Consider the following 19422-nt stretch of genomic DNA (forward strand, 5'->3'; position numbering starts at 1 on the left):
CATCTCGGACGTAGGCGTTCTATCGTCGGTAACGACCGCGAAGACCGCCCGAAGGGGAAGTCGAATGGTGACAGCAGCGTTGACAGCAGCACAGACCACGCAGGTGGATTCGCGTCCTGCGGCCGAGGCCTACGTCGGTGGTGTGTGCTTCAAACAGGGGCCACCCCGCTTGGTCGGAGCCGAGATCGAGTGGCTGACCAGGCAAGATCCCGGTGGGGAGCGGCCATCCGCCGCGACGCTGGCAAGAGCACTCGGGCGACACGCACCCACCAGTATCGACCCGGATTCACCGGCGGTTCCGCTTCCTCGTGGCAGCCTGGTCACCGTAGAACCCGGCGGACAGATCGAACTCTCGTCCGCTCCGCGCACGTCCGCCCGCGAACTGTGTGACTGTCTCGACGAAGACCGTCGCACTCTCGAATCTCGCCTCGCGTCGTACTCGATCGAAATCAGTTCGGCTGCCGCCGACGTCGCCCGCCCCCCTTCCCGCATTCTCCGGTTGCCGCGTTACTGCGCAATGGAATCCCGCTTCGCCGGGATAGGCCCGTACGGCACCTTGATGATGTGCAATACCGCAGCAGTGCAGGTCAGTGTCGATGCCGGCGGGAGTCCGGAGTCGATCGCCCAGCGTTGGCGGCTCCTCGGGGACATGGGTCCGGCTCTGACCGCGGCGTTTGCGTGTTCTCCACGCTTGCAAGGGGTTCCGAGGGGAGATTGGGCTTCTCAACGCATGCGGACGTGGCTCGAACTCGATTCCTGGCGCACCGCAGCAATCCCGGAAGCGCAGGACTACGCAGCCTGGGCGCTCGACGTTCCGCTCATGTGTGTGCGAAACGAAGGCGATGATTGGACGGCTCCGCGGGGCGCGACTTTCGCGGACTGGATCGCCGGCGCCTTGGATGCCGAGATCGGACGTCGCCCCGTCTGGGCGGACTTGGACTATCACCTGTCCACGCTGTTCCCGCCGGTTCGCGCTGTCGGCCATCTGGAGGTTCGCTACATCGACGCACAACCGGGAGAATTGTGGCGAGTGCCGATAGCAGCGATCGACGCGTTGCTGTCCGGGCCAGCCGTGATGCGCGAGGCGAGTGATGCTGCAGCGTCGACGGCCGGGAGGTGGCGGGATGCGGCAGAGTACGGTTTGGACGACGTCGAACTGCGTTCGGCTGCAACATCTCTGATGTCGCTTGCCGCGTCCTACGCGCCGGAGCCACAGTTTGTCCGTCTTCTCGATGCCGCAGCCGAACGGTGTTGTCGCGCAATTGTGCCCGGTGAGAGCGACACATGACGGGGGAGATCACCAAGGAAGCGGTCGAGGCCGTACTTCTGCGAGCGCGTGAGCGGTCGACGCTGCTCACCGACTGCGTCGACGATACCGAATTGATCGCTCAGCATTCCCCGTTGATGAGTCCGCTGGTGTGGGACCTGGCGCACATCGGCAATCAAGAGGAACTCTGGCTGGTGCGCGATGTCGGTGGCCGCGATCCGGTGCGTAGCGACATAGACGAGCTGTACGACGCTTTCAAGCATTCGAGATCGTCGAGACCGACACTTCCCCTGCTCAACCCGGCCGAGGCGCGCGAATACGTACGTACGGTTCGTGGGAAGGTCTGGGATGTGCTCGAAGCCAGCACGTTCGGGCGCACAGAACTCGACGTGGACGGCTTTGCGTTCGGGATGATCGCGCAGCACGAACAGCAACACGCCGAGACCATGCTCGCGACACACCAATTACGTTCGGGGCCCACGGCACTCGTTGCGACACCCGCTCCGCAAGCTGCCCGCATGCCGGAACTCGACGAGGTCACCATCGCGGCAGGCGCCTTCGTCATGGGGACCGACGACGAGCCGTGGGCACTCGACAACGAGCGCACTGCACACCAGGTCTATCTTACCGATTTCGCAATCGACAGATTCCCGGTCACCAATGGGCAGTTCATCGAATTCATCGAGGACGGCGGCTATTCCCGACCGGAACTGTGGTCCCGTGACGGTTGGCGGCATCGCGTCGACGCGAAACTTCGTGCGCCTCTGTTCTGGGAGCATGACAGTTCGGGTTGGTGGCACGAGACTTTCGGCGTCGAGGCTCCGGTACCACCCGACAAGCCGGTTGTGCACGTGAGCTTCTACGAAGCCGAGGCCTACGCGTGCTGGGCAGGCAAACGGCTTCCCACCGAGGCGGAATGGGAAAAGGCCGCACGGTGGGATCCGGAATCCGGGAGATCACGACGGTTCCCGTGGGGGGACGCGTCCGCAGACGAGAATCTTGCCAATCTCGGTCAGCGCCATCTTGGTCCAGCGGGCGTCGGCTCGTACCCGGCGGGTGCGTCGGCAGCAGGCGTCGAGCAGTTGATCGGCGACGTGTGGGAGTGGACATCCTCGGGTTTCCATCCGTATCCAGGTTTCCGGGCCTTCCCGTACCGGGAGTATTCGGAGGTGTTCTTCGGCGGCGACTACAAAGTGTTGCGAGGGGGATCGTTCGGGACCGACAGCGTTGCCTGCCGGGGGACGTTCCGCAACTGGGACCATCCGATCAGGCGCCAGATCTTCTCGGGCTTTCGCTGCGCCAGAACGATTTCGGGTAGATCCTGACATGTGTCGGCACCTCGGGTATCTCGGGCCGCCACGTTCGGTTCGTGAACTCATCCACGACGGCGAGAACTCGCTGATGCGACAGTCGTGGGCACCTCGCGAGATGCGTGGCGGCGGGACCATCAATGCCGACGGATTCGGCACGGTGTGGTGGAACGACGGAAGGCAGGGGCGGTATCGCAGCATCTCGCCGATCTGGTCGGACCCGACCGTCGACGAGACGTTGTCCCACATCGTTTCCGGATCCGTTCTCGCCGCCGTCCGTTCCGCGACGGAGGGGATGGCCGTCGAGATCGGTGCCTGCGCACCGTTCGTCGACGGAACCTACGCTTTCAGCCACAACGGAGCGGTATCCGGTTGGCCTGGTTCACTTGCCGAATTGGCGGCAGAACTTCCGGCCGTCGAACTGCTGAAGATGCCCGCCCCGACGGATGCTGCCTTGTTGTGGACAGTGCTTCGGCATCGGTTGATCTCGAAGCCCGCGGAGGCCGCCGTGACGAGCCTCGTTCACGATGTGGCTGCGGCGGCACCGGATTCACGACTGAACCTCCTGTTCGGCGACGGGCAGGAACTGTGGGCCACGGCCTGGGGCCACACGTTGTACACGCGGGTCGACGAGTCGCGGGCCCTGATCGTCTCCGAACCGTTCGATCGATCGCCGGACTGGGAGCAGGTGCCGGACCGGCACATCGTCTGCGCGCGTCCCGGCCACTTGATCATCACCCCGATACCGATGGGAGAACAATGAAAACCCCTACGCTCGAGGTTTATCTGACACCGGCCGAATCGGTCGACGCATTGCGAGCCGAGGCCAGGGAGGGTCTGACCGCTACGCCGAAGTGGCTCTCGCCCAAATGGTTTTACGACGCGCGTGGAAGTGAATTGTTCGAGGAGATCACGGCCTTGCCCGAGTATTACCCCACCCGTACCGAGCGCGGCCTGCTTACTCGGTACGCCGACGAGATCGCTGCGTTGACCGAACCCGAGATCCTGATCGAACTGGGTTCCGGTTCCTCGGAGAAGACTCGGTTGCTGCTCGATGCGATGACCGCGCGCGGAACTCTGCGAACGTATGTACCGCAGGATGTTTCGGTGACGGCACTGGAAGGCGCGGCGCGGCAGGTCGGTGCCGAGTTCCCCGGCATCGATGTGGTCGGGGTGGTCAGTGACTTCACCGGCTCGCTGCATCATCTGCCCGGTGGTGGACGGCGGGCGCTCGCGTTTCTCGGTGGAACTCTCGGCAATCTCGTTCCGGCAGAGCGAGCCGAGTTCCTCTCGGGCATTGCAGCCGTGCTCGATCCCGGTGAGAACCTGATCCTGGGCGTGGGATTGGTGATCGATCCCGCAGTCCTCGTGCCCGCATACGACGACGCTGCCGGTGTGACCGCGCAGTTCAATCTCAATGTTCTCTCGGTCCTGAACAAGCAACTGGGAGCGAACTTTCCCTTGGAGGACTTCCGTCACGTCGCGCTCTGGGATGCCGAGAACGAGTGGATCGAGATGCGGCTGGAAGCACTTCGTGAACTCTCGGTCCGGATCGACGACCTCGATCTGGAGATCACCTTCGCAGCGGGCGAGCAGCTGCGCACCGAGATCTCGGCGAAGTTCACCGAGGACAGGATTGCCGCGGAGCTGGCGTCCGCGGGCTTCGGGGTACGGAAGGTGTGGGCGGATGAGGATCAGCGCTTCGCGCTGTTGTGCGCGCAGCGGGCGTGAGGTGGGCGCACGTCAGAGGATGCTGTCTCCTCCCAAATGTGCCTCAAAAGTTCTGTAGGCGGCAATATTTGAGAAGTGTCGGGAGTAGAGATCTGCTGTGCCGGTCTGGACCTTGTCGGACACCGGGGCAAGATCCACGAGATGCGCGAGTTTTACATAGGACTGGTCATCGCTCGCGCCGACCGGATACTCCTGCTCGCCGGCCTTGCGTTCGAATTTCGACTGCGCCTCAGCGGGGTCGCCAGCCCAGATGAGATAACAGTCCTCCCGGTAGAAGCACCCGTCCCCGTCATTCTTCCCCAACTCGAATATCGCTATGCCGAAGTACGGTTGATCTCGTGTCGGATGCTGAGTCATGCGATTGAACGTAGTGACATCGGAGCGCAAAGGGTATCGGTGAATACCCCGGGATTCCGCAAAACTTGTCGGCGGGTGCCCGTAGAATCGCTCATATGTTCGAATCGAAGACTTCCGCGGACGCGCTGTTTCGGCAGCATGCGGAAATCGCGCGCGCCCACTTCCTCGAGATCGACGCGGTCACTGCGCTGTACCTGGACCGTTGTGAGGAGGATGCCGCGGTTGGAGTCAATGAGGCTTTTCAGGGTCGATTCGCGCACGTGGAGATCGCGTCGATACTGAGCATTACGGAGTACGCCGCGCAGAAAATGATTGCACTGGGATGCGACCTGCGCTGGCGACTTCCGCATGTGGCGGCCGCTTTTGCTTGCGGTGACATAGATCTGGCCAAAGCGACGGCACTGTCCGAAGCTCTCGCCAATGTTTCCGAGCACGTGCTCGATGAGATCGAGCGACTCCTAGTGGACGGTGCCTGCCGCGCAACCGGTAACAAGTTGAAGGCGCGCGCACGAGGTCTCATTGCTCGGCACGACCCTGATGGGGTGCGTGCCAGGCGAGTTCGTGCGGAGGCCGATCGGGACGTTCGGACGTGCGCGTCGCACGACGGTATGTCGACTCTGGACGGAATGCTTCCAGCGGTCGGCGCTCAGACTTTGGCCACCAGACTCCGTGCGATGTCGATGCAGGTGTGTGGTTTCGATCCGAGAACTTTCGGGCAACGTCGTGCCGATGCGCTGATCGCATTGGCGGAAGGAAAGACGTCGTTGGATTGTCAGTGCGACGGCGATTGCACCCGTCGGGATGACTCGAAGACCTCCGCGCTCCCGATTGCGACAATTCTTGTGGGTGTCAATGCTTCCACCCTGCTCGGATTCGACGACCTGCCAGGCTATTTGCAGGGGTACGGCCACATCGATGCTGACCTTGCGCGCGCGATCGCCGCGGACAGTACATGGCAGAGAGTCCTCACCCGCGCACCGTCCGAGGTGCAACGGTGTTCGAATGCCGGGACGGTTGGGCCCGTAATTGACGTGGGTCGGTCGATGCCCTCGCCGGCGGTCTTGCCCGACGTGGCAAGGGGCCATCGCTCGACGCGGGACAATGGTTCTCGGCGCACCGAGTGCACTTACCGGCCATCCGCAGCGTTGGCGAAGATTGTAAGGACGCGAGACGGCACGTGCCGCTTTCCGAATTGTGTTGTGCGTTCTGATAGTTGCGACATCGATCGCACGGTGCCGTTCGATCACGGCAGCCCCGCCCAGGGAGGACCTACTGCGGAGCGGAACTTGGCCTGTCTGTGTCGAAAACATCACCGACTCAAGACGATTGGCGGGTGGTCGGTGAAGCAAATCGGAGGTGGTCATTTGGAGTGGGAAGACCCGTCAGGGCGTCGAGCGGCTACCGCGCCCGTCGGCCCGTTCTGCGAGCCCGAACTGAGTGCCACCGATGCGGCGAGACTGAATTTCGTGGATGAGTCTGCGCTGGAACGACGTTTCGGATTGCGGGACAGGGGAGTGGAAGCGGATCTCGAGTACCTCCTGGACTGGAATGTGCCCGGCTGGCGGAAGACGCGATCTGCCTCGAGGCGGACCGCGTCCACATTGGCGAACGTTTTGCCGGAGATTGCAGACTTCTGAAGGGGTTTCATTGCCCTGTGGCCTGCAGGTATGCCGCGACGGCCCGAAAAATGGTGTTTGTCTGTTTATAGTGAGGCGCAGAACGGTTTCCGACCCGAGGAGAACGCGTGCGTCATCCGAAGTTCGCCGCATTGACCGTGGCCCTGACTGCAGTACTGGTGATGCCGGTAACGCAGAGCGTGGCTCAACCATTCCCCTTCGACCCCGGCAGTTTCGGCAACGGAAGTACAGGGTCGCTGGGCGGTGAAGACCCGGACATCCCCATCGAGAACACTCTCCCGCAGTTGTCGGTCACCACACTCGTCGACGGACTCGATCACCCCTGGGACGTCGCGGTGGCCCCGGACGGTGCAATCCTGACGGGACAACGATCCGGCGGATTCTTCGTTCGCCGAGGCGACAACACGACAGGTCCAGTCGCTGCTGACCTTTCGGATCTCTACGCGCAGTCCGAAACCGGCCTCATGGGCATCGCGCTTGCCCGCGACTTCGCTCAATCGCGCACCTTGTACACCTGCCAGGGGTTCAGCGCTGGGGGAGTCACGGACGTTCGAGTGATCTCGTGGACCGTCGACGCCGGATGGATCGCGCTCACTAGAACCGGAACTGTGTTGCCAGGAATCCCGGTCTCGTCCGGGCGCCACGGGGGTTGCCGAATTCTTGCGGCCCAGGACGGAACGCTGTTCGTCGGGACAGGCGACACCGCGACGCCGAGCGTTCCGCAGGATCCGAATTCGCTGGGCGGCAAGGTCTTGCACATCAACACCGACGGAACTCCGGCGGCGGGAAATCCGAATGCAGGCAGCCCCGTCTACACGCTCGGGCACCGCAACGTCCAAGGTTTGGCCGTGCAACCCGGAACCGGCCGGGTGTACTCGGTTGAGCAGGGCACGAGCGTCGACGACGAAGTCAACCTGCTTACCCCTGGCGGAAACTACGGCTACCGTCCGGATCGTCTTCCCGGAACGTACGACGAATCCGTGCCGATGACCGATCCCGTGCGCGTGCCGGGAGCAATTGGGGCGGTGTGGCGTTCGGGTAGCTCCACGTTGGCTACCGCCAGCGCTGCCTTCACCGGTGGAGCCGCGTGGGGTGCCTGGGACGGTGCACTCGTGATGGGTGGTCTCAAGAGCAAGGAACTGATCTTTCTCCGCCTCAGTGCCGACGGCCGTTCGGTCGACGCTCAGACCTTCGGATTGGTGAACCAGTTCGGGCGCTTGCGCTCGGTGACTCCGACGGCGGACGGCTCGCTCCTGGTGACCACGGACAACGGAACAGGCGACAAGGTGCTGCGGGTGACACCCACGCCCTGATCTTCAGTACCAGGCGATAACCCGGCACGGACCACCGGATCCGCCGGCATGCGTCGGCGCTCCCACCATCACGGTAGCGCCGACGGCTGGAAGTGCGGACAAGTTTGCAAGGGCTTCGACCGCGTACTTTCCTGAGCCCAAAGCGCTTCGGTGAGCCCCGTGGGTCGTGCTTCGGCCTGCGTCGATGCTGAGGGTGTCCGATCCCACGGCGACTATGTCGCGCTCGGACACCAAGAAGTCGATCGCCTCGGGATCGAACCCCGGTGTGTGTTGCACGCCCAGTGCATCTCGATTCGTGAAGGCCCCGCCGGCGCCTGCCCGGGTGTCCCAGCCCGAGTTCATCGCCACCAGGCTGCGGGGAGCGATGGTCCCGTGGAGGGTCTCCCAGTCGAGGACGTCCTGGCGGGTGAGCAGTGTGTCGGGGTCGACGGAGGCTCGGGTGCTGATATCGATGACCGCAATCGGCACGACGAGGTCGGCGACCGGGATCTTCTCGACGGTGATTCCGTCCGCACTGGCGTGTGCGGGCGCGTCGATGTGAGTGCCGGTGTGTTCCTCGAGGCGGAGTTCGTTGAGGTAGAAGTTTCCGCCGAAACCAGCGGACCCGAGCGAGCCCAGAGACCCGCCGGCGTCGGCGATCTTCGCCAGGTTCCTCATCTCGAACGATCGCGCGCCCGGCCACATCGGGAATTCGGGCGTCAGCACGTGCGTCAGATCGACGATGGTCTGACCCGCCGGCGCTGCCGACGCAGTGGGCTGCACCGCGCCGGCCACGACGGTTGCGCCTAGCGCCGTAGTGCCAAGTGCCGCGAACATCGATCGTCGGCTGACCTTCCTGCCTTCTCGTTCGATCGATTCGTAGACCTCCGACAACGCCTTCGGTGAGCACATCAGAAACTCCAGATCACTGGGATCAACACTGTGGCAACTACCAGGAACCACAACAACATCGGGAGCCCGAGCTTCCAGTAGTCGCCGAACTTGTACCCGCCAGGGCCCATCACCATCATGTTCGCGGGAGTGGCCACGGGCGTCAGGAAGGAGGCCGCGGCAGCGACGGTGACCGTCATCAGAAGAGGCAGCACCGAGATGTCGAGTTCGATGGCGACCGAGATGGCGATCGGCGTGATGATCAGCGCGGTCGCGGTGTTGCTGATCAGCTGACCCAGAGTCGCCGTCACGACGAAAAGTCCGGCGACAACGACATAGGGGCTTGCACCGCCGACGACGTCGACGAAGGCATGAGCGAGTTTTTCGGCTGCACCGGTCTGCTGGATCGCGGTCGAGAGCGGGATCATTCCGCCGACGAGAATCAACGTGGTCCACGAGATGGACCGATGCGCCTGCTCCACGCTGATGACTCGTAGCAGCACCATCGCACACGCAGCGAGGAGTCCGGCTATCGCCGACGGCACCAGTCCGAAGGTCAGCAACACGACCATCGCCGCGACGACGACGAGGGCGATGACCGCGCGGGTTCCCAACGGGGCTGCCTGCTTACGGATCTGGGCAGGCGCGTCGACCACGAGGACGTTCGGATCGACCGCGGTGTGGGTGTCGAGATCGTCCCAGCTTCCTTGCAGGAGAAGCGTGTCACCGGCCGCCAACTTGACGCCCTTGGGGCCGCAGTCCTCACCGGCGCGCTGGACTGCGAGTATCACCAGATCTCCACTGTCGGTCACCATGCCAGGAAAAGCCCTGTCGCCGATCATTTCCGAGCGTGGCGGGATGATCACTTCGACCACGCCGTCGTGCTTGGTGATCAAGGGCTCTGCGGACGGCGCATCCTTTCCCATGAGCTGATACTGCTTCGCGAGGGTCTTGGCATGCCGGCTCAGGTCAGGCGACATCGACGTCCCCGCACGATGGGGGAGAACGTGAGGACCGAGGAGTACGGCGATCGCAATCGTTCCCAATACGAGCGGCGCACCGACCAAGGTGAAACTGAAGAACCCGAAAGCACCGGCCCCGGATTCCTCGGCGGCTTCGGAAACGATGATGTTGACCGGTGTTCCGGTCAAGGTGAGCATCGATCCGGCATGGGCGGCAAATGCCAACGGGAGAAGCAGTTGTGACGTCGATTTGCCGAGACGAACCGCCAAGACGACCACCATCGGTACCAACGCTGCTACGGCCCCGTTGACGCTGATCAATGCGGTCAACGCGGCAACCAGCAACATGATCGCACTCACGAGACGGACTCGGGATTCGCCGACTTTCGCCAGCAGTTTCTCGCCCGCCCACGTGGTGACACCGGTGGCGTCGAGGGCTTCGCTGACGACAAAAAGCGCGGCGATGAACACCACCGTGGGATCGCCGAATCCGGCGAGCGCCTGCTCCATCGTGATCACACCGGTGGCGTACAGCGCCAGGGCAGTGCCGATCGCGATGATGCCGACCGGGATTCGGCCGATCACGAACAGCGCCACGACCAGTGCAAGCACGACAAAAGTGATGGTGATGTCATTCACGATTCGTAAAGGTACCTGCTCAGACAGAACGGCCCCGTCTCGCAAGCGAGACGGGGCCGTGGGATGGACGCGAGGAGAATTAGTTGGAGGCGGCGATGCGGGCCTTCTCGAGAGCGGCCAGCGTGCGAAGAACAGTGGCCTTCTGCTTGTTCAGATCGCTCAGTCGTGCGCGAGCCGGCAACCCTTGTGCGAGTTCGGCGACCTTGATCTGCTCGTCGATCGAACCGAGCTGATCAAGAAGCCCCAGAACGCGCGTCTGGAGCGTGTCGATGTCCACGGTGTCTGTCTTGACCGGAGCGGCAACGCGCGTCGCTGTGCCCGTGCTGGAGGGGCGAGAAGCCCGCACGGGTGACGTGTCGGCGACAACCGTTGCGGCGCGGGGCCGAATTGCCTTGCGAACAGCGGCCGCATCGGGAAGGACGTCCATGCGGATCTCGTTCAGGACTCGGCGTGCCTCGCGTGCGTTGACGCGGTACTCGCGCTCTTCGTCGTCGTCGGACTGCAGCGTGCCGCCGAGCGGGCGCAGACCGTACATCCCGAGGAAGCGCTTGGCGTCGTCGATGATGCCTTCGTTTTCACGGCATTTTCCACAGCGAGGTTCGTTGCGGAACATGTCCACGGAGTTGTCGTCTCCGCACCAGACACAAGATCCTGGGCGCCACCGCCGGATCGTCGGAACTGATGAATTCAGGGAATGAGATTCGGGCCGGGATTCCAGGGTTTGCGCGTCGATCACGACGAGCCACACTAGGCGAAGATTGCGGCGCGGTGAACACCACCCCAACATCGACCTGGGTTTCTCGACGCGGGCGTGATCAAGATCATGCTGTTCACCGCATTTGCTGGTATTCGTGTGTCGCACAGGTGGTTTCATGATGACCGGGTGGTCTGTTTTCGTGGGTTCGCGAAGACGACTACGGGCGCGTACCGGTGACCGTGAAGTCACAGGTACGCGCCCGTAGTGCAGCGGAAGACTAGGCGCTGCCGTTGAACAGCGAAGTCACAGAACCGTTCTCGAAAACTTCCTTGATGGTGCGAGCCAGCAGCGGTGCGATGGACAGCACCGTCAGCGTCGGGAACTTCTTCGACTCGTCGATCGGAAGTGTATTGGTGACAACAACTTCCTTCGCGCCACACGTCGACAAACGCTCGGCCGCAGGGTCGGAGAGGACGCCGTGGGTTGCGGCGATGACGACGTCACCCGCACCGGCCTCCTTGAGCACCTTGACCGCGCCGGCGATGGTTCCGCCGGTGTCGATCATGTCGTCGATCAGGATGCAGGTGCGACCTTCGACCTCACCCACGACGCGGTTGGACTTGACCTGGTTGGGCACCAACGGATCGCGCGTCTTGTGAATGAACGCCAGCGGTGCTCCGCCGAGCGAGTCGGCCCACTTCTCGGCGACACGAACGCGGCCCGAGTCGGGGGAGACCACCGTGATGTTCTCGAGGTTGTATCCCGCGCGAATGTGGTTGGCCAACTGGCTGTGTGCGTGCATGTGATCGACGGGACCGTCGAAAAAGCCCTGGATCTGGTCGGTATGCAGGTCGACCGTGATGATGCGATCGGCGCCGGCGGTCTTGAGCAGGTCCGCGATCAGGCGAGCGGAGATCGGCTCGCGTCCGCGGTGCTTCTTGTCCTGGCGGGCGTACGGGTAGAACGGAAGAACGGCAGTGATGCGCTTCGCCGATCCACGCTTGAGCGCGTCGATCATGATGAGCTGCTCCATCACCCACGTGTTCAGCGGCGCCGGATGACTCTGCAGGACAAACGCGTCGGAGCCGCGAACCGACTCTTCGAATCGAACGAAGATCTCACCGTTCGCGAAGTCGCGCGCGGTCTGCGGGGTGACGCGGATGTCGAGTTCCTTCGCCACCTGCTCCGCCAACTCGGGATGTGCGCGACCCGAGAACAACATCAGGTTCTTCTGGTTGTCGATCCAATTCGCAGTCACTGGTTCATGCCATCCTTTTGTACTTGCCGGTCGATCTGGTGGTGATCTGTGCTGTCAGGTTGTGCAGCCGCTGCAGCGGCGTCGGCTGCAGGAGTTCCGGGTCGATTTTTCTGGACCCAACCCTCGATGTTGCGCTGCGCTCCACCCGAGACGGCAAGCGCCCCAGGCGGTACGTCGTTCTTCAAGACCGTGCCCGCACCCGTGTAAGCGCCGTCTCCCACGACGAGAGGGGCGACGAACATGGTGTCGGAGCCTGTTCGGACGTGCGACCCCACCACAGTACGGCTCTTGTTCACCCCGTCGTAATTGACGAAGACGCTCGAAGCTCCGATATTGCTGTGATGGCCGATGGTGGCGTCGCCGACGTAGGTAAGATGCGGAATCTTCGAATGCTCGCCGATGTCGGCGTTCTTGGTTTCCACGTAGGCGCCGATCTTGCCGTGTTCGCCGAGGCGAGTATTCGGCCGGAGGTAGGCGAACGGACCGACGGTTGCGTCCGCGCCGATCACGGAGTCGGTCCCGTGCGAGCGGACGACAGTCGCACGCTCCCCGACGCTGACGTTGTCCAAGGTGGTGTCAGGGCCGATCACGGCGTCTTCGCCCACAGACGTCGTGCCGGTCAACTGAACTCCGGGCAGGAGCGTCACGTCCTGTGCGATTCGCACGCCGCAATCGATCCACGTGCTCGCGGGATCGACGACGGTGACGCCGGCACGCATCCACGTCTCGAGGATCCGACGGTTCATCTCGCGGGCAAGTGTCGAGAGCTGCACGCGGTCGTTGGCGCCCGCGACGAGAACCGAATCCGCGATGTGCTGCGCACGAACACGCTTGCCTGCGCGGCGGGCGATCATGATCACATCGGTGAGATAGAACTCGTGCTGTGCATTGTTGGAGTCGAGAGACGCCAGAGCGTCGCGCAGAGTCTCGAAGTCGAAGGCGTAGACACCTGAATTGACCTCGGTGATCGAGCGCTGCGAATCGGTGGCTTCCTTCTCCTCGACGATGGCGTTGACTTCGCCGTCCGTCGTACGAAGGATCCGTCCGTAGCCGGTGGGGTCGAGCGCCGTCGACGTCAGCACCGTTACTGCAGCCGCGGGAGCGGCAGTGTGCTGAGCGAGGAGGTCTGCGATTGTCTTGCCGTCGAGCAGCGGTACGTCGGCGGCTGTGACGAGTACGGTTCCGGCGAAGTCGGCAGGCAGTCCCTCGAGTCCGCAGCTGACGGCGTGCCCGGTGCCCTTCTGCTCGTCCTGAACGGCGACGGTGACGGGGCGGCCCAGTTCACCCGCGACTGCGCTGACCGCTTCGGTGACACGCTCACGATCGTGACCGACGACGGTCACCAGGTGCGTGGGGTTCAGTGAGGTTGCCGCGTGAAGCGAATGTGCCAGCATGCTGCGTCCGGCGAGAGTGTGGAGGACCTTGGGAGTCTTCGACTTCATTCGTGTACCGGCACCCGCTGCGAGAACGATCACGGCGGTCTGCACTGGTTTGAGCTCCCTCTGTCGATCAAGCTGTCGATCAAGCTGTCGATCACGACATGCATTTCCGCTCGGAAAACCCATGCTGTTCACCGGCTCCGCCGCCAGGACTCGAACCTGAACTATCTGAACCAAAATCAGAGGTGCTGCCATTACACCACGGCGGATTGCCACGCATTGCCGAGCCTTGCGGCCGAACGCGCGAAAGAATAATCGCATGCCGACCCGCCGTAGGTCGAACCGCTCCTCCGATTCGGCCCCCGAAGTCCCGATAGGCTGAGCGTCCACAGCAGTAATTTGTGTGTCGGCGAGAGGAAGACAATGGCGACGGTGTCCGGTTCGGGTGGCGGGGATCCAGTTCCCGAACGAGCGACACGGATCCGGATGACCGGTACCCAACGTCGGCAACAACTGATCGAGATAGGGCGGGCACTGTTCGCCGAACGGGGATACGAGGCGACCTCGATCGAGGAGATCGCTCAGCGAGCGAACGTGTCCAAGCCGGTCGTGTACGAGCACTTCGGCGGCAAGGAGGGGCTCTACGCCGTCGTAGTGGACCGGGAGATGTCGCGGCTTCTCGAAATGATCACGTCTTCGCTCTCACAGAATCGCTCGAGAGTTCGAGTCGAGCGGGTTGCGTTGGCTTTGCTCACTTACGTGGAAGAGCATACTGACGGATTTCGGATCCTCGTGCGTGATTCGTCCGTTGTCGCTCCGAGTGGGACGTATTCGAGCTTGCTCAACGACGCGATCAGTCAGGTGGGCTACCTGCTCGCTGGCGACTTCTCCAGACGCGGTTTCGACCCCGGACTAGCAACGATGTACGCCCAGGCGCTTGTCGGCATGGTGTCCACGACGGCTACGTGGTGGCTCGACGAACGGACTCCGTCCAAAGAAGTTGTCGCCGCTCACCTCGTGAATTTGTGTTGGAATGGCCTCACGAATCTGGAAGCCGACCCACAATTGGAGGGTTAACCAGGCGCGCCTGCCACGCAGAGATGGATCGCGGTCTAAGCTGTGTTCGCTGTATCACGATCGTTTGATGGGCAAATGTCTCATTTGTTTGCAGGGTGGGTTGAATGCCGAACCGTGCCTTCCATTTTGACGCTGTGAACGGGTAAGACCAAGGATTCGTTCGATGTGTGGTGATTGGAGGCCGGATCGATGGTGAGGCAAGAGCGGGCAGAAGCCACCCGTGATTCGGTGCTGCGCGGAGCAGCGGGGGTGTTCTTGCGCCTGGGCTATGCCAATGCCAGCTTGAGCGAGATCATCGCCGAATCACAGGTGACCAAAGGCGCCCTGTACTTCCATTTCGGGTCCAAGGAAGAACTCGCGCGGGCGGTGATCGACGAGGGTTCGGCACGTTTCGACGCGAAATGCGAACTCTGGTTGGACCGTCGCACTCCCGCACTCGAGTCGTTGATCGGTATTTCGTCCGTCATCGTCGACATCGGTGCGCACGACGCCATGGTTCGTGCGACTTTCCGCTTGTTGGTCGAGATCGGGGACTATCGGGGATCCGGGCCGGCAACGCTGGATGTCTGGCTCGACATTTACCGCGAACTTGCCAGCCGTGCGGCCGACGAAGGTGATCTGCGTTCGGACGCGGATTCTGCCGATATCGCGCGCTTCCTGTTGGAAGTGGCGTCCGGAGTTCGGCTGATGGCAGCGGCGACCGGGACTGTTCGTGAGCTTTCGGACTCCATGAAGGCATCGTGGAACCTGATACTTCCGATCGTGGTCCCGGAATCCAAAGTGGAGTATTTCAGACAATTCGCAGCTAGGCGTCTCGCCAGCGATCACTGAAAGCCCTGGATCTCCGCGCAGCTCATTGGTGAATTTGTTGCAAATGTCCTGGTAGGGAGATTGTTCTCTTTGTTCTGCATTCGAAACAAACTGAGAGTATGTTTATAGTGTTGATGGGAATCTGGAGGTCCGATCTTGCCGACAATCTTCGGATTGCGGTATGTTCTACCGGTAGCTGAAGAATTGCTGAGTTTGCAGGTTTGTCAGGGCAGGGTGACGGCGTCGACGCACCGGGCAGCATAGGGGGCTGCCCGGCGTGTACGACCCCAAAAGGGGGAGTCAGAAAATGGGTGACACTGCACCGACGCCGATGCTCGACATCGGTCCGCGGATCGGCTGTGACGTCGTGAACGTCGTGGATGTCACTCGAAGTATCGACCTCTTCGGGCGAAGGTATCTCGATCGGACCTTCACTCCTCATGAATTGCAGACGTGCGCCGGGCCGGCCCGGGATCAACGACTGGCTGCGCGTTTTGCTGCCAAAGAGGCCGTTGTGAAGGTGCTCAGGCCGGGTGACGTTCCCGTTCCGTGGAACTCCATAGAAATCACTCGGGCCGAGTGGGGTGGTTGTGGGGTGACTCTGTCCGGCAATGCCGCGGAACTCGCGTGGGCTCAGGATCTGAACGACTTTCAAGTATCTATCTCGCACGAAGCAGACGTGGCCATCGCAATGGTGATCGCAACACGCTCGGGCGCTCGCATCGAAAAGAAGGACGACATCGCTGATGATTGATCAGGCAATTCGGAAAGTGCTCGTCGAGCACGGTCGGCTAGCAGTCGACGTGAGCACGATCGACGGCGAGGCCGATCTTTACGAGTTGGGTTTGACATCGCACGCGAGCGTGAATGTCATGTTGGCGCTGGAGGACTCGTTCGACATCGAGTTTCCGGACGAGTTGTTGCGGAAGAGCACCTTCGCGAGTGTCAAGGCGATAGAGGGCGCGTTGGCAGAGTTGGGTGCTGCATGAACGCTCCGCAAGCGCAGTGCTCCACCGGGACGGCTCTCGAGCGGGCCGTACGGTTAGCCGACGAAGTTGCAGCGGTGTGGGCCGACGAAGTTGATACAGAGGCGAGGTTTCCGCGTGAAGCCGTCGACGCTATGCGAAGCGAAAGGCTGCTGTCCGTCGCGGTACCGAGGGAACTCGGCGGCGAAGGTCTCTCGCTGCAGGAGGTGTCGCAGATCGCCCGCGTGATCGGAACGCGCTGTGCCGCAAGTGGAATGATTTTTGCGATGCATCAGACGCAGATCTACTCGCTGGTCAAGCATGGCAATACCGAAGCGCTCCGCGAGTTCGTCGAAGAAACTGTCGACAAGCAACTGCTGTTGGCATCGGCGACTACCGAGCTGGGAATCGGTGGCGATGTCAGCCGGAGTTACTGCGCTGTAGAAGATTTGGGCGGCCATCTACTACTGATCAAGAATGCGCCCGTCATTTCGTACGGTGAGCATTCCGACGCGATAGTCGTGACGGCTCGGCGAACACCCGAGAGTCAGCCCAACGATCAGGTTCTCGTGGTGTGCCGTACCCCAGACCTGACGCTCGAACGCACCACCGAGTGGAACACGCTGGGGCTGAGGGGAACTTGCAGTCTCGGTTACATCCTTCGGGCCACCTCGACGCCCGAGATGGTCGCCGACGTACCGTATTCCGATATCTCCACCCACACGATGCTCCCGGTCTCGCACGTCGTGTGGAGTTCGGTGTGGTTGGGAATCGCCGACGCGGCAGTCGAGAAGGCGCGGAAGTACGTGCGTGCCGCCGCCCGCAAGCAGCCCGGAGTCACGTCCCCCGGAGCGCTGCGTCTCGCCGAAGTTGCTGCTTCGGCACAACAATTCGCCGATCTCGTCGACGCTTCTGCGCGTAGGTACGACCGCGCAGTCCGCGCTGAGGAAGGCGCTGCCGATTTCGAGGCGACGGGCGCGGTGGGCTTTTCGCTCGCGATGAACAACCTGAAAGTCACAGCCTCCACTGCGGTGGTGGAAATCGTGGGGCAGACAATGTTGATCTGCGGAATCTCCGGATATCGCGAGGACACCGAATTCTCGCTCGGCCGCCACCTTCGTGATGCGCACGGCGCAGCGGTGATGGTGAACAACGATCGAATCATGGCAGGTTCAGCTCACATGGCTATTGGATACCGGGGAACGCTATGACAACCGAGATTGTGACAACCGAAACCGCGACAACCGAAACCGATTTGGATCGGGCCCGAGCTGCATTTCAACGCGAACTGCTTGTCGAAGGACTTCTCGTAGAGACGGAAGTACCGGGACTGTACGGGCGTTCCGGGGTGTTCGAGGACATCGTCGACGGCATCGATCGAGTGGTGGTTGCAGCGGGGCCAGGCGCAGCTGCGACCCGCCTGCGGTTCCCGCCGGTGTTCCCGCGGAGCAGTTTCGAGCGCACCGACTACATCGCTTCGTTTCCCAACCTCACCGGCGCCATCAACACCTTCGCCGGTTCCAATCGCGATCACGCGCGACTGCTGGCCGATCGCGCCGATGGGCAATCGTGGGATCGCCATCTCGAACCGACCGAGACCATGCTCGTGTCCGCAGCGTGCCATCCCGCCTATGCGCGGTACACCGGAGTTCTCCCCGAAGGTGGGGTATTGCTGGACATCTACGGTTTTTGCTTCCGGCACGAACCGGCGATCGATCCGGCTCGTATGCAAGCGTTTCGGATGCACGAGTTCGTGACGATCGGTGACGCCGCAGCAGCGCGAGCGCATCGAGAGCACTGGATCGAGCGGGGACTCGAGGTGCTCGGCCTACTCGAGCTGGATGCCACCCCAGTGATCGCCAATGATCCTTTCTTCGGGCGCGCCGGAAAGATGCTTGCAGCCAACCAGCGTGAAGAGAATCTCAAGACAGAACTGACAGTTCGGCTCTACGGAGATCTCGACGAGGGCACGGCCATCGTGTCCTCGAACAACCATCTCGACCATTTCGGGGTCAACTTTGACATCCGAACGGCCGAGGGGGAGGTGGCGCACAGCTCGTGCGTCGGGTTCGGGATGGAGCGAATCGCGTTGTCCCTGTTGCGGACTCATGGTCTTGATGTGGCTGCGTGGCCAACTTCCGTTCGTGAACGAATGGGCATCTGATGTCACGTCTCGTCGATATTTCACCTGATCGCTACCGGCCACACGCGTTGCATCAGGACGACCGGGTGTGGGCGCAGACCAACTGCTACACGGATCTGTGGATCGAAGTGTTGCATTCGCTGGGATTGGACCCCGTCCCGGCATTGGCATGTGCCTTCTCGTCGCGGTTCGACGGGACTCAGTGGACGTTCCTCAAGCTCAAGGCGGAGGACATCTACGCGTTGTACGGAATCGAAGTCGCCGAGATGAACGTTTGGCGGGCACCGCTGATCCATGTCGAGGACAACCTCGCGGTCGGGATGCTGTCGACGGTCGAGGTGGACGGATACTGGCTTCCCGACACTCTCGGAACGAGCTATCACGAGGGGCACACCAAGACCACGATCGTGCCCAATCGGATCGATCGCGTTGCCGGCGAACTCGAGTACTTCCACAACAGCGGGTACTACATGTTGCGTGGTGAAGACTTTTCCGGCGTTTTCGATCTCGATCGTTCCTCACTTCCTTCGTTCGTACCCTACGTCGAGCAGATCCGGCTCAATCCGGTTCACGCGACCAATGCCGGAAACATCGCTGAAGTGGCTCGACGGAACGTGGCGGTTCGAGCGGCAGGTAATCCCGTGCGAGAGCTGGGCCGCAGGGTGATCGACGACCTGGAGTGGGTGCAGGGGGCTGGCATGGATGCCTTTCACCTCTGGTCCTTCGGGCTTCTTCGTCAATGCGGTGCCAGCGCGGAGCTGGCGGCGGACGCCAGTGAGTTCCTGGACACTGCAGGTTTCTCCGGGATGGTCGAGGCTGCGCCGGATTTCCGCAAAGTGGCGTCCGGGGCCAAGAGCGTGCAGTTCCAGATGGCGCGTGCCGCCAGGGGCCGCGCGGTCGACCCACGTGAGCAACTCGACGAGATGGCCGTGTCGTGGAAGAGGGCGATGGAAGTCGTTGCCGACACAGTCGGCGTCGACTCGCATCGACACCTGAGGTTGGTCTAG

The 19422-nt window shown here is 62.2% G+C and carries 19 protein-coding genes and 1 tRNA gene; 13 read left to right on the plus strand and 7 right to left on the minus strand.

Features of this window, described 5'->3' with window-relative positions; translation table 11 throughout:
• Window positions 1-64 precede the first annotated feature (64 nt).
• Genes egtA through egtD form a run of 4 tightly spaced genes read left to right on the plus strand, consistent with a single transcriptional unit; the run spans window position 65 to window position 4308 of the window.
• On the plus strand, window positions 65-1288 hold the full coding sequence (gene egtA, locus ACFQ6H_RS10385; protein ID WP_378645931.1) for an ergothioneine biosynthesis glutamate--cysteine ligase EgtA: 1224 nt from the start codon (window positions 65-67) through the stop codon (window positions 1286-1288).
• Window positions 1285-2592 carry an ergothioneine biosynthesis protein EgtB gene (gene egtB, locus ACFQ6H_RS10390; RefSeq protein ID WP_378645933.1) on the plus strand — a complete coding sequence of 436 codons (1308 nt, stop codon included), beginning with the start codon at window positions 1285-1287 and terminating at the stop codon, window positions 2590-2592. Before egtA ends, egtB begins: the two co-directional genes overlap by 4 nt.
• Before the next feature lies 1 nt (window position 2593).
• Window positions 2594-3340, plus strand: coding sequence for an ergothioneine biosynthesis protein EgtC (gene egtC / locus ACFQ6H_RS10395; RefSeq protein WP_378645935.1), 747 nt, complete (start codon window positions 2594-2596; stop codon window positions 3338-3340).
• Entirely contained in the window at window positions 3337-4308 is a 972-nt protein-coding gene (gene egtD, locus ACFQ6H_RS10400; protein WP_378645937.1) for an L-histidine N(alpha)-methyltransferase, read from the plus strand. The genes egtC and egtD overlap by 4 nt, the downstream gene beginning before the upstream one ends.
• Before the next feature lie 12 nt (window positions 4309-4320).
• Here egtD and ACFQ6H_RS10405 read toward each other — a convergent pair whose 3' ends face one another.
• Window positions 4321-4665 carry a DUF4288 domain-containing protein gene (locus tag ACFQ6H_RS10405; protein ID WP_378543700.1) on the minus strand — a complete coding sequence of 115 codons (345 nt, stop codon included), beginning with the start codon at window positions 4663-4665 and terminating at the stop codon, window positions 4321-4323.
• Window positions 4666-4760: 95 nt separating this feature from the next.
• Here ACFQ6H_RS10405 and ACFQ6H_RS10410 point away from each other — a divergent pair, with 95 nt between their 5' ends.
• Window positions 4761-6302 (plus strand): DUF222 domain-containing protein, encoded by a 1542-nt coding sequence (locus tag ACFQ6H_RS10410; protein ID WP_378645939.1) that lies wholly within the window; start codon window positions 4761-4763, stop codon window positions 6300-6302.
• Window positions 6303-6409: 107 nt separating this feature from the next.
• Complete coding sequence (locus tag ACFQ6H_RS10415; protein ID WP_378645941.1) at window positions 6410-7615, plus strand: PQQ-dependent sugar dehydrogenase; 1206 nt, start codon at window positions 6410-6412, stop codon at window positions 7613-7615.
• Window positions 7616-7618: 3 nt separating this feature from the next.
• Here ACFQ6H_RS10415 and ACFQ6H_RS10420 read toward each other — a convergent pair whose 3' ends face one another.
• The 6 genes from ACFQ6H_RS10420 to ACFQ6H_RS10445 form a co-directional block, all read right to left on the minus strand.
• On the minus strand, window positions 7619-8506 hold the full coding sequence (locus ACFQ6H_RS10420; protein ID WP_378645943.1) for a cyclase family protein: 888 nt from the start codon (window positions 8504-8506) through the stop codon (window positions 7619-7621).
• On the minus strand, window positions 8506-10086 hold the full coding sequence (locus tag ACFQ6H_RS10425) for an SLC13 family permease (RefSeq protein ID WP_378645945.1): 1581 nt from the start codon (window positions 10084-10086) through the stop codon (window positions 8506-8508). The genes ACFQ6H_RS10420 and ACFQ6H_RS10425 overlap by 1 nt, the downstream gene beginning before the upstream one ends.
• Before the next feature lie 79 nt (window positions 10087-10165).
• On the minus strand, window positions 10166-10822 hold the full coding sequence (locus ACFQ6H_RS10430) for a hypothetical protein (RefSeq protein WP_378645947.1): 657 nt from the start codon (window positions 10820-10822) through the stop codon (window positions 10166-10168).
• A 238-nt stretch (window positions 10823-11060) separates the two neighbouring features.
• The gene (locus ACFQ6H_RS10435; protein WP_003946284.1) at window positions 11061-12041 is read right to left on the minus strand and encodes a ribose-phosphate diphosphokinase; all 981 of its coding nucleotides are present in this window, start codon (window positions 12039-12041) and stop codon (window positions 11061-11063) included.
• Window positions 12038-13528, minus strand: coding sequence for a bifunctional UDP-N-acetylglucosamine diphosphorylase/glucosamine-1-phosphate N-acetyltransferase GlmU (gene glmU / locus ACFQ6H_RS10440; RefSeq protein ID WP_378543715.1), 1491 nt, complete (start codon window positions 13526-13528; stop codon window positions 12038-12040). Before glmU ends, ACFQ6H_RS10435 begins: the two co-directional genes overlap by 4 nt.
• Before the next feature lie 90 nt (window positions 13529-13618).
• A tRNA-Gln gene (locus tag ACFQ6H_RS10445) sits at window positions 13619-13689 on the minus strand.
• A gap of 154 nt (window positions 13690-13843) precedes the next feature.
• Between ACFQ6H_RS10445 and ACFQ6H_RS10450 the strand changes: the two genes are divergently transcribed.
• From ACFQ6H_RS10450 to ACFQ6H_RS10480, 7 genes are all read left to right on the plus strand, one after another.
• Window positions 13844-14497 carry a TetR/AcrR family transcriptional regulator gene (locus tag ACFQ6H_RS10450; protein ID WP_095972137.1) on the plus strand — a complete coding sequence of 218 codons (654 nt, stop codon included), beginning with the start codon at window positions 13844-13846 and terminating at the stop codon, window positions 14495-14497.
• A gap of 189 nt (window positions 14498-14686) precedes the next feature.
• Window positions 14687-15328, plus strand: coding sequence for a ScbR family autoregulator-binding transcription factor (locus tag ACFQ6H_RS10455; RefSeq protein ID WP_003946317.1), 642 nt, complete (start codon window positions 14687-14689; stop codon window positions 15326-15328).
• Between the two features lie 286 nt (window positions 15329-15614).
• Window positions 15615-16061: a holo-ACP synthase gene (locus tag ACFQ6H_RS10460; protein ID WP_378539488.1), complete on the plus strand. Its 447-nt coding sequence runs from the start codon at window positions 15615-15617 to the stop codon at window positions 16059-16061.
• Window positions 16054-16296, plus strand: a complete 243-nt coding sequence (locus tag ACFQ6H_RS10465; RefSeq protein ID WP_283301892.1) for an acyl carrier protein — start codon at window positions 16054-16056, stop codon at window positions 16294-16296. Before ACFQ6H_RS10460 ends, ACFQ6H_RS10465 begins: the two co-directional genes overlap by 8 nt.
• Entirely contained in the window at window positions 16293-17483 is a 1191-nt protein-coding gene (locus ACFQ6H_RS10470; RefSeq protein ID WP_378645949.1) for an acyl-CoA dehydrogenase family protein, read from the plus strand. Before ACFQ6H_RS10465 ends, ACFQ6H_RS10470 begins: the two co-directional genes overlap by 4 nt.
• Complete coding sequence (locus ACFQ6H_RS10475; RefSeq protein WP_378645951.1) at window positions 17480-18436, plus strand: amino acid--[acyl-carrier-protein] ligase; 957 nt, start codon at window positions 17480-17482, stop codon at window positions 18434-18436. Before ACFQ6H_RS10470 ends, ACFQ6H_RS10475 begins: the two co-directional genes overlap by 4 nt.
• Window positions 18436-19422, plus strand: coding sequence for a DUF1839 family protein (locus tag ACFQ6H_RS10480; RefSeq protein ID WP_378543724.1), 987 nt, complete (start codon window positions 18436-18438; stop codon window positions 19420-19422). The genes ACFQ6H_RS10475 and ACFQ6H_RS10480 overlap by 1 nt, the downstream gene beginning before the upstream one ends.

The sequence above is a fragment of the Rhodococcus sp. NPDC056506 genome, assembly GCF_042794945.1.
Classification (GTDB): domain Bacteria; phylum Actinomycetota; class Actinomycetes; order Mycobacteriales; family Mycobacteriaceae; genus Rhodococcus_F.

Excerpts from the sequence above, each read along its gene's own strand:
- egtA (WP_378645931.1), top strand. The coding sequence starts at position 65 with ATGGTGACAGCAGCGTTGACAGCAGCACAGACCACGCAGGTGGATTCG.
- egtB (WP_378645933.1), top strand. The coding sequence starts at position 1,285 with ATGACGGGGGAGATCACCAAGGAAGCGGTCGAGGCCGTACTTCTGCGA.
- egtC (WP_378645935.1), top strand. The coding sequence starts at position 2,594 with ATGTGTCGGCACCTCGGGTATCTCGGGCCGCCACGTTCGGTTCGTGAA.
- egtD (WP_378645937.1), top strand. The coding sequence starts at position 3,337 with ATGAAAACCCCTACGCTCGAGGTTTATCTGACACCGGCCGAATCGGTC.
- ACFQ6H_RS10405 (WP_378543700.1), bottom strand. The coding sequence starts at position 4,665 with ATGACTCAGCATCCGACACGAGATCAACCGTACTTCGGCATAGCGATA.
- ACFQ6H_RS10410 (WP_378645939.1), top strand. The coding sequence starts at position 4,761 with ATGTTCGAATCGAAGACTTCCGCGGACGCGCTGTTTCGGCAGCATGCG.
- ACFQ6H_RS10420 (WP_378645943.1), bottom strand. The coding sequence starts at position 8,506 with ATGTGCTCACCGAAGGCGTTGTCGGAGGTCTACGAATCGATCGAACGA.
- ACFQ6H_RS10450 (WP_095972137.1), top strand. The coding sequence starts at position 13,844 with ATGGCGACGGTGTCCGGTTCGGGTGGCGGGGATCCAGTTCCCGAACGA.
- ACFQ6H_RS10455 (WP_003946317.1), top strand. The coding sequence starts at position 14,687 with ATGGTGAGGCAAGAGCGGGCAGAAGCCACCCGTGATTCGGTGCTGCGC.
- ACFQ6H_RS10460 (WP_378539488.1), top strand. The coding sequence starts at position 15,615 with ATGGGTGACACTGCACCGACGCCGATGCTCGACATCGGTCCGCGGATC.
- ACFQ6H_RS10465 (WP_283301892.1), top strand. The coding sequence starts at position 16,054 with ATGATTGATCAGGCAATTCGGAAAGTGCTCGTCGAGCACGGTCGGCTA.
- ACFQ6H_RS10470 (WP_378645949.1), top strand. The coding sequence starts at position 16,293 with ATGAACGCTCCGCAAGCGCAGTGCTCCACCGGGACGGCTCTCGAGCGG.
- ACFQ6H_RS10475 (WP_378645951.1), top strand. The coding sequence starts at position 17,480 with ATGACAACCGAGATTGTGACAACCGAAACCGCGACAACCGAAACCGAT.
- ACFQ6H_RS10480 (WP_378543724.1), top strand. The coding sequence starts at position 18,436 with ATGTCACGTCTCGTCGATATTTCACCTGATCGCTACCGGCCACACGCG.